At 37.2% G+C, this 15,435-nt stretch carries 12 protein-coding genes; 3 read left to right on the top strand and 9 right to left on the bottom strand.

Annotation, left to right across the window (positions count from 1 at the left end; translation table 11 throughout):
• Positions 1–7 precede the first annotated feature (7 nt).
• Positions 8–1,045 carry a saccharopine dehydrogenase family protein gene (locus R6U77_RS05320; protein ID WP_319837711.1) on the top strand — a complete coding sequence of 346 codons (1,038 nt, stop codon included), beginning with the start codon at positions 8–10 and terminating at the stop codon, positions 1,043–1,045.
• 66 nt (positions 1,046–1,111) lie between these two features.
• Here R6U77_RS05320 and R6U77_RS05315 read toward each other — a convergent pair whose 3' ends face one another.
• Complete coding sequence (locus tag R6U77_RS05315) at positions 1,112–3,016, bottom strand: AraC family transcriptional regulator (protein ID WP_319837710.1); 1,905 nt, start codon at positions 3,014–3,016, stop codon at positions 1,112–1,114.
• A 91-nt stretch (positions 3,017–3,107) separates the two neighbouring features.
• On the opposite strand from R6U77_RS05315, the gene R6U77_RS19840 reads away from it, so the two are divergent.
• On the top strand, positions 3,108–3,245 hold the full coding sequence (locus R6U77_RS19840; protein WP_406601077.1) for an ATP-binding protein: 138 nt from the start codon (positions 3,108–3,110) through the stop codon (positions 3,243–3,245).
• Positions 3,246–3,539: 294 nt separating this feature from the next.
• Here R6U77_RS19840 and R6U77_RS05310 read toward each other — a convergent pair whose 3' ends face one another.
• The 6 genes from R6U77_RS05310 to R6U77_RS05285 are packed head-to-tail and all read right to left on the bottom strand — an operon-like array spanning position 3,540 to position 10,367.
• On the bottom strand, positions 3,540–4,364 hold the full coding sequence (locus R6U77_RS05310; RefSeq protein WP_319837709.1) for a sugar phosphate isomerase/epimerase family protein: 825 nt from the start codon (positions 4,362–4,364) through the stop codon (positions 3,540–3,542).
• Positions 4,361–5,329 (bottom strand): DUF6005 family protein, encoded by a 969-nt coding sequence (locus R6U77_RS05305; protein ID WP_319837708.1) that lies wholly within the window; start codon positions 5,327–5,329, stop codon positions 4,361–4,363. The genes R6U77_RS05310 and R6U77_RS05305 overlap by 4 nt, the downstream gene beginning before the upstream one ends.
• Positions 5,330–5,341: 12 nt before the next feature.
• On the bottom strand, positions 5,342–5,599 hold the full coding sequence (gene asbD, locus R6U77_RS05300; protein WP_293923678.1) for a petrobactin biosynthesis protein AsbD: 258 nt from the start codon (positions 5,597–5,599) through the stop codon (positions 5,342–5,344).
• The gene (locus tag R6U77_RS05295) at positions 5,596–6,828 is read right to left on the bottom strand and encodes an AMP-binding protein (protein WP_319837707.1); all 1,233 of its coding nucleotides are present in this window, start codon (positions 6,826–6,828) and stop codon (positions 5,596–5,598) included. The genes asbD and R6U77_RS05295 overlap by 4 nt, the downstream gene beginning before the upstream one ends.
• Positions 6,815–8,572, bottom strand: coding sequence for an IucA/IucC family protein (locus R6U77_RS05290; protein WP_319837706.1), 1,758 nt, complete (start codon positions 8,570–8,572; stop codon positions 6,815–6,817). Before R6U77_RS05290 ends, R6U77_RS05295 begins: the two co-directional genes overlap by 14 nt.
• A complete protein-coding gene (locus R6U77_RS05285) occupies positions 8,556–10,367 on the bottom strand; it encodes an IucA/IucC family protein (RefSeq protein ID WP_319837705.1) in 1,812 nt (603 codons plus the stop codon). Before R6U77_RS05285 ends, R6U77_RS05290 begins: the two co-directional genes overlap by 17 nt.
• 768 nt (positions 10,368–11,135) lie before the next feature.
• Between R6U77_RS05285 and R6U77_RS05280 the strand changes: the two genes are divergently transcribed.
• On the top strand, positions 11,136–12,317 hold the full coding sequence (locus R6U77_RS05280; RefSeq protein WP_319837704.1) for a NupC/NupG family nucleoside CNT transporter: 1,182 nt from the start codon (positions 11,136–11,138) through the stop codon (positions 12,315–12,317).
• A gap of 56 nt (positions 12,318–12,373) precedes the next feature.
• Here the strand turns inward: R6U77_RS05280 and R6U77_RS05275 are convergent, their stop codons facing one another.
• Together R6U77_RS05275 and R6U77_RS05270 are read right to left on the bottom strand one after the other, a co-directional pair.
• Positions 12,374–14,425 carry a HAMP domain-containing sensor histidine kinase gene (locus tag R6U77_RS05275; RefSeq protein ID WP_319837703.1) on the bottom strand — a complete coding sequence of 684 codons (2,052 nt, stop codon included), beginning with the start codon at positions 14,423–14,425 and terminating at the stop codon, positions 12,374–12,376.
• Positions 14,412–15,098, bottom strand: a complete 687-nt coding sequence (locus tag R6U77_RS05270; RefSeq protein ID WP_319837702.1) for a response regulator transcription factor — start codon at positions 15,096–15,098, stop codon at positions 14,412–14,414. The genes R6U77_RS05275 and R6U77_RS05270 overlap by 14 nt, the downstream gene beginning before the upstream one ends.
• Positions 15,099–15,435 lie beyond the last annotated feature (337 nt).

Below are 15,435 nucleotides of genomic sequence, written 5' to 3'. Positions count from 1 at the left end.
ATTTTTTATGGAACGCGATCAAATACTCATCGTTGGCGGTTATGGTCAAGTTGGTAGTATCATTTGTCGCCAACTTGAACGTATATACCCTGGAAAAATACGCATCGCTGGTCGAGATGTTCGAAAAGCTCAGTATTTAATTAATGAAAGCTATGGCTCTATTCAAGCTATCTCACTCGACATTTATAAACCATTTGATGCTTCAATTTTAAAACATATTAAGCAAGTAATTGTTTGTGTGGAGCAGCAAAACACTCAATTTGTGGAGGCTTGCTTCCAACAAGGAATTGATTATATGGATATATCAGCCTCTTATGCATTTTTACAGAAAATTGAACAACTTACATGTATGGCAAAGAAATATAATACAGCTGCCACGTTAAGCATAGGCTTAGCTCCAGGTGTAACCAATCTCCTTGCTAAACATGTGCAGCAAAAACTAAAGTCCACTGAAGAATTATCAATTTATATCATGTTAGGTTTAGGAGATTCACATGGAAAATCTGCCATTGATTGGACAATAAAAGAAACACTAGGTAATTTTTATCGCCGTGAAGGAAATAAAAGAGTATTGGTGGAAGGCTTTATGAAAGGGAGCAAAGTTTATTTTGGTAAGAAGTTAGGATGGCACGCTGCCTATGATTTCAATTTTGCTGACCAGCATGTGCTTCAGCAAACGTTATCTATCCCTACTGTCAAAACACACCTGTGCTTTGACTCGAAGTTTATCACGAAAAGCGTCCATTTTTTAAAAAAGACGAAACTGCTTCATCTTATCCCTATTCAAATATTAACTTCCTTGTTTTCTCACATTCATATAGGGAAACCAAAATTTATTGTAAAAGTAATTGGACGAAATCAGGGTGGGAAAATAAATGAAATACAAGTCCATGGTCAGCAAGAAGCACATGCAACAGCCATGATGGTATGCTTTGTTTCCCAAAAAATGTACGATTCAAAATACCCCTCTGGTGTCCATCATATCGAACAGCTTTTTTCTTGGGAAGAAATCCAGCCATTTGTAGCAACCGTTTTTCACCATTGAAAAGTTGCCTCCCACTTGCCTCATATCAAAGAAAGCCGTCTATATTAAGACGGCTCCTTCCACCTACTAGCTATTCTCTGCCTGTCGTTCGCTCAACATATCCACAATGTCATGCACTTGTCCTTGCAATGAAATTGGGTCTGAGAACCAAAAGCGATAGCCATCAATTTCAAACAATTTATTTTCTTTCACTGCCTGTAGCGTTCCCCATATAGAATCGCTGGCATAATCATAGGATTCTGTTTTCAAATCTACCGCTACGAAAACATAGTCACCTGCATAATCACGCAATACCTCGTTGGAAATATCGAGCCAGGGCTGCTCAGGGGCAACTTCCGCTGCTACTTTTTCTTGCATCGGCAATTCAAGCTCATTATAAATAGCCTTCCCTGTGTAGCCTGCCCCATAAATCGTAATTGTTTTCTGAATTCCTCCAGCAAATACGGTAATAGTTTCACCTGCCGGAATTAACCCTTGTGCTTTCGTTCGCGCATCAGCAATCTCTTGGTCAAACTGTTTTTCCCAAGCAGCAGCAAGATCTTCTTTCCCTAATACATGACCAATTTGTCGAACCTCATCTCGAACATTTGAGCCAAAGGTAATTAATACAGTAGGCGCAATTTTAGAATAGCTCTCCACATTTTTAGTGTTTCCTGTAATAATCAAATCAGGCTTTAACGAAACAATGGTTTCCAAGCTTTCTCCAATATCTTCTATTCCGTCAACTTTCCCTTCTAAATAAGGGCTTTGCATATATAGCCCGTAGCTCCCAATCGGCTTTATGCCCAATGCTAGTAAATGCCCAACATAATAATCTGTCACAATTCGCTCAGCATTGATAGGCACCTCTATATCGCCATTTGCAGCAGAAACGATATGCGTTCCTGTGCTCGACTCCTCTGTACTCGCTTGCTCTTTTTCTGTCGATTCTTTCGTATCATTGGTACTTTCACTTGTAGTGTCCGTGTTTCCTGCACTACTACAAGCCCCTAATAGCAGCCCAAATGCAAGCAACAAACTTGCCGGTACAGCTAAATGCTTTTTCAACATCATTGTCGATTCTCCTTCTCTAAAATTGAATTGATAACGATTATCATTTTCAATATAGCACCCTAATTCTGAATCAACAATGTCATATATTTTAGGATTAGATGGAATATCTTCACTTATATGCTTTTGCTTACGAAACGCAGATGGAGAAATACCCAGATGCTTTTTAAATGCCTTACTGAAGTAATAGACATCTTGATAGCCAGTCGCAACAGCAATTGAGCGAATAGGCATTTGTGTTTCAACCAAAAGCTGCGAAGCCTTGTTCATACGTAAATGAATTAAACAATCTATAGGACCTCTATCCAAAATTTGTTTAAAGCGATTCGAAAGGTGACCAGCACTACACCCCATCGCTGTCGCTAATGAATCAAGCGTTAGCGGCTCAGTATAATGCGCAAGCATATACTCCATCGTTGTTGTTACCAATGTAACGGGGCTAGAAATATTGAGCTGTTCAGCGGAAGATTGGCTTTGCTCAAGTATTTGAGAAACCCATTGATAAAGTAATACCTTCATCTGAAATTGGGCCAAAGCTCTCTCTTCTTGTACAAGCTCAAGCATCTTTTCCAAAATATTATGCAATATAGCAGGGTTAGAGGGAAAAATACGATACACTAAATGAAAAGGTGAATTCACCTTTTCATCGATATGCGCTTCATATGACAAAATAATATATTCCACAGCTTCCTTTCCAGTATGCCATTCAATCCAACTGTCAGGCCTAGCATGAAGCAACTGGATACCATAGACGGAAAAAATTTGTTCATCAAGTAATAATTGCGCACTACCACGCCTTATAAAGATGAAACTGCTATTAGAAAGTAAGGTAGCAGGAACTTTAGTATAGGGGGGCAAATTACTACGAGTAATCCCAGTAACTTGAATGTCAGCATACTGCCAAAAACTTATCAAATCCAACAATAACACCCCCTAATGTAAATATCCCTTTATTATTAATTATACTTGATAATGATTATCAATTAAAACTCCAAACCTTCTTTTAGATTAGATGTTATTTAAACAAATCCATCTTGTGGAAAAAAGCGGACTTGGCTTATCTATCGTACACAAAATCATTGAAATGCACGGTGACAGTATTGAAATTAATAGTAAGCTAGGTACTGTAATAACTTTTACTGTAGTTTGACCTGAGCTTTGACCAAGATTGTTTAATAGATAACCTCACTTCTTATTGCATAATTTCCACAATATCACACATGAAAAATGAGCGTTCTTTTTAACTTGTTATAGGGCACTTGCTTCTCGCAGTCAAATATCAATAAATACTTTAAACTCCAGATATCTTTAATGAATCTCTCTTAAAGTCTTTTTCTATTACACCTTTCACTTTCAAAAATTTAGAACCATAGAAAGAGCCGCTCTATAAAAGAAGGGCGACTCTTTCTATATTTATTTAAATCGAATTAAACGGCTTCCAACCTCAATTTCGTACCAATTGCAACGCCCTTTTAACCTCCTGAGCATCTTTTACTAATACGCTTTTCACATTCGGTCCGAACCACTCCAATGATGCATCTACCTCGGAAATGGAGCGTGCCGCTGCTAAAAATTCATCATAATCTACCGCACCTTCGAATAATGGAACCATTCCTTCTCTAGACCCCGCCGCTGCATAAACGTTGCTTGGAGAAAAAACATCAAGCTGTGCACGTGAAGCGATATTTTTAAAATGAAAATGTGAGATATGCGGGTGAAGTTGCTTCAGAGCGAAAATAGGGTTTATCTCTGACTCCCATATATGCAAAACATCAAAGTTTACTCTTAGGCTTGGATGATTCGTTTCTTCAAGTAACTGCATCGTTGAAGGTAGATTATCTGTCAATGTATTAGGATGCGTTTCAACAAGTAAATCTTGTCCTTTTGATTCAAGGTAATCACAGAGTATTCTAAGTCTGGAAATAAGCTCGTGTCTTTCTTCCTTACTTGTGTCTGCACTACCCTTTTTACCTACGAATGTACGAATCTTCTTCGTCCCCCAGTGTGTTGCAAGCGAGGATAACCTTTCTGTTTCAGCCATCATCTCAGCAATAGGTGCCTCTAATGGCAAGTAGTCACTAAGCATGCTCGTTTCCAAATCGTAAGAACGTAGCCAATCTGCTCCATAATGCGGTTCATCTGCTAAATTCTTTGCATGAGCACCCCACAGCTCGATTCCTTGAAAGCCTTGAGTTTTTGCAAAATGAGCTAATTGATCAATTGAGTAGAGATGGTGTCGAAATGAGATTGTACAGATTGATAGTTTCATATGATGACCTCTTCCTTGTTCTGTAATGTTAACCATGCGTGAAAACACTCTTGGAGCCCTTGCTTTATCCTGAATTCAAGGAGATTTTGCTCCTCCAACTTCGCAAAAATATCTTCTGCCACTGCTAAATCCTGTGTCATTGCAAGCTTCATCGCTCGATACTGAATCGTCGTATAACCATTTACTAGGCGCTCAATTTCATTACACCATGCCTCAAAGCCTGTCTCCTCACGTCCAAGAGCCTCCCAAAAGAATGCAAATGCATGTTCATATGCATATTTTCTAATAGCTAAAACGGGCAGCTGTTTTAATGCATTTGGAAGCTTTACTATATTTCCCCTCCCCTCAATATGCATTTTAATAATGTCAGTAACTGCTTCTGTCATTGGATTACTATGAAGCTTTATACATGTATTAAAATAAGCTTCAACCGTTTCTGTAGTTGGGGCAATAACTCTCTCAGCGTCAAAGTAATAGCCACCTTTAACAGTCGGCTCTTGAATAGCCGCTATAATTCGATTCTTTGGTAAAACACCCTCCCAGCGGAAATCAGGGTCATACATAAACCACTCCGCATCATTTTCTGTCGTTTCTAGCATGACATAATGCGGAAATGGGCGTTGATGAAATTTATTTTCTCGCTCTGGAAGCATTGATAAATCTAGCATGACCATCACATGCTGAGATGCTGTTTTATTCTCTAATAGGTCAAGTAATCGATTTACATTTTGCTCTTTTGATTGCTCTTCGTCATACCATTGGTAAAGCTTGATTCCATAGAGCATTTCATACCAGGTTTTGAAGAAATGATGCTCAATTCGATCTGAGTGATATGTTAGCACTCCATTTTCCAGCACATCAAAATCTGCGTCCCATACCCCAAAATAGTAAGGTCTATGGTCCACGCCTTGCGTTTTCTTAATCACTTCACAGACACAGCTTACAAAACAATGAACTTTTATCATTTTTTCCTCCGATTATGCTACCTTTTGTAATTTTTCTAAAAAGCTAACTAACGTTCCTACTGTTTTGAAATCTTTAGGGACGAGTATCTCATCAGGAATGGAAATCCCAAGGTCTAGCTCTATATGAAGAATCAGCTGAAGAACCATAATTGAATCCATATACAAATCTTCATTTAATCGAGCATCCTCATGAAAGGAGCTCAGAGTCGGTAGCTCTAATGAATTTTTCATAATTGTATAGATGCCCTCGATTAATTGTTGTCTTGTCATACTAATATGCCTCCAAGCTGTTTCCTACTTATTTTCCCATTTGGTAGCTTTTCGATTTCATGAACAAATGTAAACTCCATCGGAATTTGATGTGGCGCTAGGAATTGCTGACACCATTCCCTAAGTTCGTTTTCCTCAATTGGCTCAATCGCTACATATTGTACACAAACTCGCTCTCCTGCTAGACTGTTTTGCTTCTTATATACAACGGCTTCAATCACCTTTGGGTAATCCATTAAGACGTTTTCAACCTCTTGTGGATAGACATTCAAGCCTGCGACATTAATTGTGTCATCCATCCTTGCTAGAAAAGAAAGAACATTGTTTTCTATATAGCCAAGATCCTTTGTATAAATTGTTTGTGTAGACGATTCAATAATGATTTCACCTGGTGTTTGTTTATCCCCTGCTGTCACCTTCAAATGAGACAGAGGGTAACCCATTTCTTGCGCAGCTTCCACATTAGGATGAATCGCAACACATCCAGACTCAGAGCACCCATACTGCTGTAATACTTGATTAGATTTCTCTCTTAATGATGTCAGCCAATTTTGTGGCATGACAGTTCCTGACGTCATCACACGATCAAATTGTTGATTAACAGGTAATAACCGGCTTAATGTATAAAGTAATGCTGGTGCTGCATAGAGTATATGCTTAGGATGCTCTTTCAGCTTCTTCAACACATATTTAGGATTACTATTCGTAATAATAACTGGTATTGCACCTCTTCTTATACATGCCAAAACACCACAAATAAGCCCATAAGAATGCGTGACGGGACAAGCAACAATCGAATGGGTCATGGAATCTACAGGTAATGCCTTCACATAGCTTTCAATCTCTTCTTCTACTGAACTCCACGTTCGTTCAATACATTTAGGAGCTCCTGTCGTACCTGAGCTCATTTGAACTAATACTCCCTCTTGATTATTAAAGTGATTTGATAGTTCAATAAAACAATTGATTGATCGGAATAATAACAGATGACTACCTGCCGAAGAAGCGAAACGTATAGCCCCCTCCTTTGGCGTCGCTACATGGATTGGGACAACTGAGCCACCCTTTTGACGAATATATAAACAAAGGGTTATATATTGGAAAGTATCATCTGTACAAATAGCTATTCTAAGGTTATTACACTCTTTTAACTGAGGTAAGCTATCATATATTTCATATTGATTCTCAATATCCTCTATCGTATAAAATTGATCATTAACATAAAACATCCTCGTTCCTCCTTGTATCCACTTGTGCCAATGTATTGCTAACAATATGTCGAAAATTACCTTCCTCTTGATTTTGAAGCTTCTTTGCTAGCAAAGATTCAACATGAATATGCTTGTACGTATGTTGAAGCTGGTCATTTCTTGCGCCTAGTGCTGGGAATCGTTTAAAGTGCTTGTCTATCCCATTCTTCACCTGACGCCAAAAGCTTATTTCTTCAAAGCCATAGTGCTCCTCTAATAAATAAGAAAGCTCACTCAAATGGAACACGAATAATGTATCCATTGCTAGCTCTCGTAAAGCCTCTACAGAGGACATCCAATAGTAACGATCGACAGGTGCATCTTGAAAGCGTTCATGTATCGCTGCAAAGGCTGGAACAAGGCTTTTGTCTACAATAAACTCTTCATTATATTCAATGCTGTCATGGAAATCCCTTAGCACAACACGAGTAGGCCAGCCATTTTCATGTAACAAAATCACATTTTGTGCATGAGCCTCAACAGCAATACCGTGTGCCACAAGCAAGTGCCAAACAGGAATAACGCTCACTTCAATCAAGCGCTCTAGCCACTCCTCCGTTCCATATCGAAGTAACCAGTCTGCTATAAATGGACGTCCATCTTTCTCTAACATCATGAGCGCATTAAACGGTACAGCTCCCTCTCCTTCCTTCATATATAGGCGCACGCTTTCTCTCCATATTGAGCCAAGCTGCCCTTCTAGCTTTGCACTATGCCTTTTTACATCTGGCTCAAAAATGACCCCTGCATATTCTCCAAGCACAATTAGAGAAGCTTCATTTTGTAAATAATCATCTGAATGAATCACCTGTTTAAGCCATTCTGAAATATAAGGAGCAGCACAAACAGCATGTGTATGCAATTTTCGTAGTGAGGAAGTATTCACCATATTCATAGCGCATTTTAAATGTGCCTTTTGAGGATTTGAGCAATTCCATAATGCTCGTACCGATTGAGTTGCACGATAGTAATCTCCCTCCACATCTAAAGGAATTAAATCTTTTTGCTCAATTAATTCAGCAAGCTCGTCCTTCATGTTATGCCATTGCCAAGGATGAATTGGTAAAAACGTATATTCCTCATATGTTCCATCCGATAGCGCAAGCTTGGCAAGTAGTGTATTCCACATTAAATGCCCTAGCTCCCTTTGCCAAAAGCTTTCTTCCCCTTCAAGTACAGCGATTCGCATATAGCTTCTTCTCACCGCAGCCCATTGAAGGGGGAATTTTTGCTTTGCTTCAGGTCCATAATTTTTATGATCATCAATTGTAAAACCAGTTCGTGATTTAAAACATGGGTGGTATGGATGTCCTTCAATAATTTCAGATTCTAATTCTTCGTAGCTTGAACTTCTTCTTGATATGGGCATTTGAAGATGCTGCTCGTTCCATTCGCACAGCTTCCTTGTTAGATGAAGCTCTTTCAGTAATCGAGCTTTATCGCGAGGAGCTGCAACTAGCTCATTTACTAAATCTTCAAGCGTTGCCTCTAACAACGTTTCACCTTTTCCTACTAGAAAAATACGATCTTCCTTTATGCGGATGCGGTCAAATGCCGTTCTCCTTCCTTCACAACGATAGGTGCAATTCTTTCCGATAAGCGTAAAAAGTGCCGTCCATTGATCTATTTGAGTTTCTTCATATTCAATCAGCCCTTCAAAAATCATTGCTTCCACAAGCTGTCGCCTTATACGCAGCTCTGTTTTTTTAGAAAGTTGTTGCATATTCCGCCTCCTCATAATGCAAAATAAATGGATTGGGAATTTTCGTATATACTGCTTGTTCAAGCTCGGCCTCTAATTCATCTACATCATGGAATCTTGTTAATAAATTTGCTTTAAATGCGAGTTTTTCTTGTTTTAGAATATTACGAACAAATTCCTTGCCGAGACCTGCAAATTCCTTTTCCAACAATTGCAGTTGATTCATAGACCACTTCAAAAGAACCTTTTCATTAATAAGTTGATCTTCTCCAAAGCGAGCAATAAGAGGGAACAATTGATTCATAAACAAATAATAGGTAAATCGATCATGAATAAGGGTATCCTCGTAAAACAGCTCCTCTGTTTCACATAAAGTAGGCTCTATTACAAGAAGCCGCTTCTTATATTTTTTTGATAAATAATATCCTTGATTATCTCGATAATAATAAGTCGTTGGATAATCTGAAGAAATGTCTAACACACTATTTTGTTGATGGGCTTCAAGAGCAATTCCATACTCATCGTATAGCCTTAACGCTGGCTCAATAGCACATTTCCAATAAGCTTCAAACCAATCTAAGCTTACGCTTTCTACTGAACGACATTCTGATTGAGAAATTTTTAAAATAAGCTGATATAGCTTCGATTTTTCACTTTGTAGAGGCTCTTGTACAAGAGCTGCAAGCATGCAAATTCCTTCATCCTTTCCTTGAGGAAATTCATTTGAACGAAAAATAACCTCAAATCCTGATTCCTCCTGGTTAGGAAATTCTACAGTTATATAGGCTGGGTCATCAATCATTCGAAAAGATGAATACTTCTGTAAGAAATCAATCTTATTCATTAATTGGGCCATTACAATTCCAGCTTTTAGCTCATGTTTTCGGTTTACCCTCAATGAATTCGTTATTTTCACAGGGATTGAAAACTTATACATCATTTCTTCATTTGCGCTATATACCGTTCTTATTGAAGAGGTAGCTGTATAAAAAGATCCCATTGCACCTTCATATTTTATTAACCCTTCAGCTAGCGCTTTTTTTACATATTGTTGCTGTAAAAGCCACTGTGCTTGGAGCGGATGCATTGGAATAAGATAATCCTTCTTTGACATCACAAAGTCTGGGTGTAATTTTGTAATGGACTGGGAAATGAGCTCACTCGCACTTTTTTCTAAAATGGAGGACTCCTTCACCATTTGACGGTCAACATGAAAATAGTGAAGCTGAAATGAGCCTTGTAGCTCTGGAGCAAAATTCGTTTGTTGCCAATTTGCCATCCCTTGCCTGCTTTTAGGTGTTGGATGGAGCCAATGTCCAAATACGAGGGATTGCTCTGCTTCAATAAACGTAGCAATCATCCTGTCTTCCTTCTTATCCTCCAAGCTCTTTTCAATATAATTTGCCATCGTTTGGTAGCTTTCCATTAGCCGAAAAATAAGTTCGTCAAAATGAGAATAAAGTCCGCTACACCCATTTGCCTTAGCCATTAAGTGTAGCTCTTGGATAAGTATGATTAGTATCGTTAATCTATCTTCCACAAACCATTTTTGTTGTTGCGTACAATACTTCAACGCAATACCAAACCTATGTCTGCCAACAAGAGATTTGTATTCTACACCGAATGCAAAGCGGCTATTTTGCATTGGAAGCTCAAGCTCTAGCATATGTGCCTCTGTAATCAATGGAGTCAATGGCTGCTCTTTTATCCACTTCTCCCTCCTAACTAAATGTCCACTATTTACTTCTCGTATATAACAATTTATAAATGCCTGAAATGTTGCGTTTTCTGCAATCTGTTTAGCAGTTTGTTGCATGTAATTTACCACCCTTTCAAAGAGCTTACTGTTACAAATCGATAATGATTATCATTCTCCACTAAAAATAAAGGAGCTATCCAGAAAGCAGGAAATACTCCTAAGTAACGAAAAATCTAAGTCCCTCTTATTTTAAAAGTAAAGACCTGATCTACAATGTTTTCAACTTTATTAAGGAAATAAATTGCTGATCAATCATACTCCTTCCTACTTTAATTAAGGGTACTAGTAGATTATTTGAAATTATAAATATATTGATAATGATAATCATTATCAATAACATATTACATTAATTGGGTAAATTGGTCAACTACAAATTGAAATTTCAAATAGAAAATCATTCGTTGTTAGAAATATCAAGATAACAGGAAACAATTTTGTAGTGAATATATTCGCTGTTAATGGGAAACAATTGAGAGGAAATGTTACCTATTTATAATGAGGTTTTTCATAGCTAGTATATGCAGAGGTTTTAATATTTGAAATTCTCCTTTTTTGTTTTTATAATAAGTCAGTTGTTTGTTTATCAATTATGTCCAATTTTTTCGAGCTTGCTCAAAATGCACCTCTTTAAAATCTGCGACATCCACTGGAGGCTTAGGACAACAAGATATTGGTCACTCAGTCGTGGCGTTCTTAGACTGAGTTCTACTTTCTCGGCAGGGAGTTTGGCCCTCTCTCTAATCAAAGGAGCCTTTCAGCATCTATTCCCCCTATAGCAGTGGGGATTTCTGTATCTGCTGAGTCAAGTTAAACAGGAGGTTACATGTGCACTACATTATTTCTATTTTAGGTATTTTTGTTGTATTGTTTTTGGCTTGGTTGGCAAGTGCCAATCGAAAAGAAATAAAATTCAAACCAATTATTACGATGATTGTTATTCAAATTGTTTTATCGTTGTTGCTGTTAAATACAGAGTTTGGATTAATCATTATTAGAGGGATAGCCGCTATTTTTGGTACGTTGCTTGAGTATGCAAACGAAGGGGTTTCCTTTGTATTTGGGGGCTTAACAAACGAGGGACAATCCCCATTCTTTTTAAATGTATTACTACCAATTGTATTTATTTCTGCGTTAATTGGAATTCTTCAGCACTTAAAAATCTTGCCATTCCTTATGAAGGGCATTGGATTACTGCTAAGTAAAGTAAATGGCATGGGGAAGCTTGAATCTTATAATGCCGTTGCTTCATTAATGGTTGGACAATCCGAGGTTTTCATCACATTAAAGAAACAGCTCGGTCTACTTTCAAATCAACGCTTATATACTTTATGTGCTTCCGCAATGTCCACAGTATCAATGTCTATAGTTGGAGCTTATATGACGATGCTAGAACCAAAATATATTGTCACTGCTTTAGTTTTAAATTTATTTGGTGGCTTCATTATAGCGAGCATCATTAATCCATACACAATTGATCCAAGCGAGGATATTTTAGAAATCCAGGAGAATGAAAAGCAGTCCTTTTTTGAAATGCTTGGCGAATATATTCTTGATGGCTTTAAGGTCGCTGTTATCGTAGGGGCTATGCTGATTGGCTTTATAGCATTAATGGCTGGATTCAACCATGTATTTGAGCTATTATTTAATATCTCGTTCCAGACGATATTAGGCTATTTATTTGCTCCAATTGCATTGATTATGGGGATTCCTCTCTCAGAAGCAGTTAATGCAGGTGCCATTATGGCAACAAAGCTGTTAACGAATGAGTTTGTAGCAATGCTAGATTTATCTGGGGGCAATTTTCACTTTAGCGAACGAACAACAGGTATTCTTTCTGTCTTCCTCGTTTCCTTCGCTAACTTTTCTTCTATTGGTATTATTGTTGGAGCTGTTAAAAGCCTCAATGAAAAGCAAGGGAATGTTGTCGCACGCTTTGGCTTAAAGCTTTTATACGGTGCTACACTCGTCAGCATTCTTTCAAGTATTATTGTCAGCCTTATCTTATAAGCAAAAAAACCATTAAAACGCTTTAATTGGCGTTTTTAATGGTTTTTTAGTGAAAACTATTCAGCTGGAAATTTCGGTAAATAAATCATCGCTTTAAATAAATCACCATCTACTCGCACTAGGAATTTACCGTGCTGAAGATGAACAAGACTTTCAGCAATGGACAACCCTAATCCACTTCCTTGACTTGATCTAGATTCATCTCCTCTTGTAAAGCGTTCCATTAGCTCATCAGCTGAAATATTCAGTTCATATGCTGAAATATTTTTAAATGTTACAAGTAATTCATTCCCTAAATCTTCAACATCAATATACACCCTTGATGCAGGCTGTGCATATTTAAAAATATTCGAGAATAGGTTTTCGATGGCGCGCCATAACAGCTTTCCATCAGCCTTGGCATATACCTTTTCATTTGGGAGGGCTAGCTTAACATCCAATGCAGATGCTTCAATTTTTTCAGCCATTTCTCCAATTCCTTGTGTTAGTAATGAGACGATATCAATCCGCTCTAACTGAACAGGCATGCTACCGCTTGAAGCTTTCGCCGCTTCAAATAAATCATCTGTTAACTGCTTAAGCCTTTTTGATTTTTGATCTAACACATCTACATATTCAGCAATGCGCTCAGGGTCATTTTCTATTTTTAATAAATCGACATACGTAATAATGGATGTTAAAGGTGTCCGAATATCGTGTGAAACATTCGTAATAAGCTCTGTTTTTAAACGCTCACTCTTGATCTCACTATCCACTGACTTTTTTAAGCCATCTGTAATACTATTAATATTCCCTGCAAGCTGGCTAAATTCACCTTTCCCATCCACTTCAATGCGATGCTGTAAATTGCCATTTTTAATTTGCTCTACACCCTCTTTAATGCGGTTAAACGACTTCACTTTTTTCATCGCAAGCCACGCAGCTACGCCTATTGTAATAGGAAACATGAAAAACGTTGCTGCAACTACAATTGGATAGCCAATAACAAGTAGCACGATTTTCATACCTGTACTGCCGCTATCAAATACATTTTTGCCCCAAAGGAAAAACGTTTTAAGTATTTGATAAATAAGCGTATGCTGAATTAATGATTTATTTTTAATATGCTTTACAAGTGACAAAACTAGCGATAAGGCAATCATTAAAATCGGTAGTGCAAGAAGCATATATATACCTTGCAACAGCTCAAACATCATTGCTAACCATATTGCTACTAAACACATAACTACCGCAATATTGACATCATTATATAGTTTGTCAGTAGCATAAAAATGAATATTTTTATCTTTGAATGATGTTTTACCAATAACAATGATTAAATAAACAAACGATACAATAAACCCTGCTAAAAATAGTAGAAATTCATTCAGAAGGCTTTTAGCAATCTCTTTGTCCTTTTCCCATTGCGATATTTTTTGCTGTAAATAAGATTCTTTAAACCCTATATAAATAACGTCTGTTTGTGGATTCAAATTTTCTACACTACCCGTAAAGTAATGTAGATAGTCGCTTTCTTTCATTTCCTTTGGATATAACTTTTGTTGGTAATCCTCAAATAGCATGTATGCACCAAATGATTTAAATTGCTCTGCTTTATTGAGTTCACTATTGGAAAATACATGCTCACCATCAGTCGCATAGAATACGATATCTCCGTATGCTTCTAGCATGCTGAGTAAGCGATAAAATTCCCTTACTTGCTCCCTCATTCTTTCTTCTTTTTTACTAGCTATGTCAGCTGCATATTGCTCTTTGTATATGCGCTTATTTTCTGCTTCATTCAAATTTGAATCATATTTGTAGGAATGACGGAAATCAATATATAGCTCTTCCTCGATTTCTCTAATATCTTCTTCTGTTAGCGTCTTACCACTGAAAATGTAATTTTCACTTTTATATTTCCCAACTAATTGCGTTAAAGCATTTATAAGGCGACGGCTTTCGTCGGCAGATGTTCGACTTTCAAAATAATTCTCTTGGTTGATACTGCTAAGGTGAATATTATTAGTTCCCATATCCACGATGGTTTTTGTTGCCCCCATTACACAAATCACGGCAAGTAAAAAGACAACTACCTTTGTAATTAACGCATGACTAATATTTTTCAACTTTATATCCAACTCCCCATACCACTTTTAAATACTTCGGCTCTTTCGGATTAATTTCAATTTTTTCGCGAATCTTTCGAATATGAACCGCAACCGTATTTTCTGGATTAATGGCACTTTCATTCCAGACCTTTTCATAAATTTCCTCGATTGTGAAAACTCGACCAGCATTCGCTGTGAGCAGCTTTAGAATTTTATATTGAACCGGTGTTAAATGTACCTCTTTTTTATCAACTGTAATAATTTTCTTCTCATCATCAATCGTTAGACCACCCGTTTGAAACACACTACTGCTCACCTCAAGACTACCGAATGTCGTATACCTTCTTAGCTGCGATTTTACTCGAGCTACAAGCTCTAATGGATTAAACGGCTTCGCCATATAATCGTCTGCACCAATATTTAACCCAAGAATTTTGTCATAATCCTCCGACTTAGCAGAAAGCATAATAACTGGAATCATATTATCTTGCCGAATTTTCATCGTTGCTGTAATGCCATCCATTTTTGGCATCATAATATCCATAATAATTAGATGGATAACGTTATTTCGAATTAAATCGATTGCCTCAATACCATCATAGGCTTTGAATACTTGATATCCCTCATTTTCTAAATAAATGCTAATCGCCCTAACGATTTCTTTATCATCATCACAAATCAAAATGTTCAACTACATTCACTCCTCCAGCTATTTAGGTCCACGTGATTACCCTTATAGGATTCGCATAAGGATATAATACTAAGTAAATCTTAACAAACTTACATAGTAATTCTTAATGTTTTCTTATTGTTTTGCAGGCACAGTAAATATTTTAAACCGATTTAAAGGTTCTCTTGTTCTTTTTAAGCAGCGTAGTATAATGAAAGAAATGAACACTCTTTTAAATGGTATTCTAATAAAGTCTTTTGTTAAAATGCTATTTGTTCTTTTCAAATGGATGGATTGATTCATTAGTAAGGATTGCTAATTGATTACTCCACTACAAGGTCTTTTTACAAGACTTCTT

The sequence above is a fragment of the Lysinibacillus louembei genome, assembly GCF_033880585.1.
GTDB classification, from domain to species: Bacteria; Bacillota; Bacilli; order Bacillales_A; family Planococcaceae; genus Metasolibacillus; species Metasolibacillus louembei.
This window is presented reverse-complemented; position numbering and strand designations above follow the sequence as displayed.

Bases quoted from the DNA above. Each gene is read 5' to 3' on its own strand.
- R6U77_RS05320 (WP_319837711.1), top strand. From the start codon at position 8: ATGGAACGCGATCAAATACTCATCGTTGGCGGTTATGGTCAAGTTGGT.
- R6U77_RS19840 (WP_406601077.1), top strand. From the start codon at position 3,108: ATGTTATTTAAACAAATCCATCTTGTGGAAAAAAGCGGACTTGGCTTA.
- R6U77_RS05310 (WP_319837709.1), bottom strand. From the start codon at position 4,364: ATGAAACTATCAATCTGTACAATCTCATTTCGACACCATCTCTACTCA.
- R6U77_RS05305 (WP_319837708.1), bottom strand. From the start codon at position 5,329: ATGATAAAAGTTCATTGTTTTGTAAGCTGTGTCTGTGAAGTGATTAAG.
- asbD (WP_293923678.1), bottom strand. From the start codon at position 5,599: ATGACAAGACAACAATTAATCGAGGGCATCTATACAATTATGAAAAAT.
- R6U77_RS05295 (WP_319837707.1), bottom strand. From the start codon at position 6,828: ATGTTTTATGTTAATGATCAATTTTATACGATAGAGGATATTGAGAAT.
- R6U77_RS05290 (WP_319837706.1), bottom strand. From the start codon at position 8,572: ATGCAACAACTTTCTAAAAAAACAGAGCTGCGTATAAGGCGACAGCTT.
- R6U77_RS05285 (WP_319837705.1), bottom strand. From the start codon at position 10,367: ATGCAACAAACTGCTAAACAGATTGCAGAAAACGCAACATTTCAGGCA.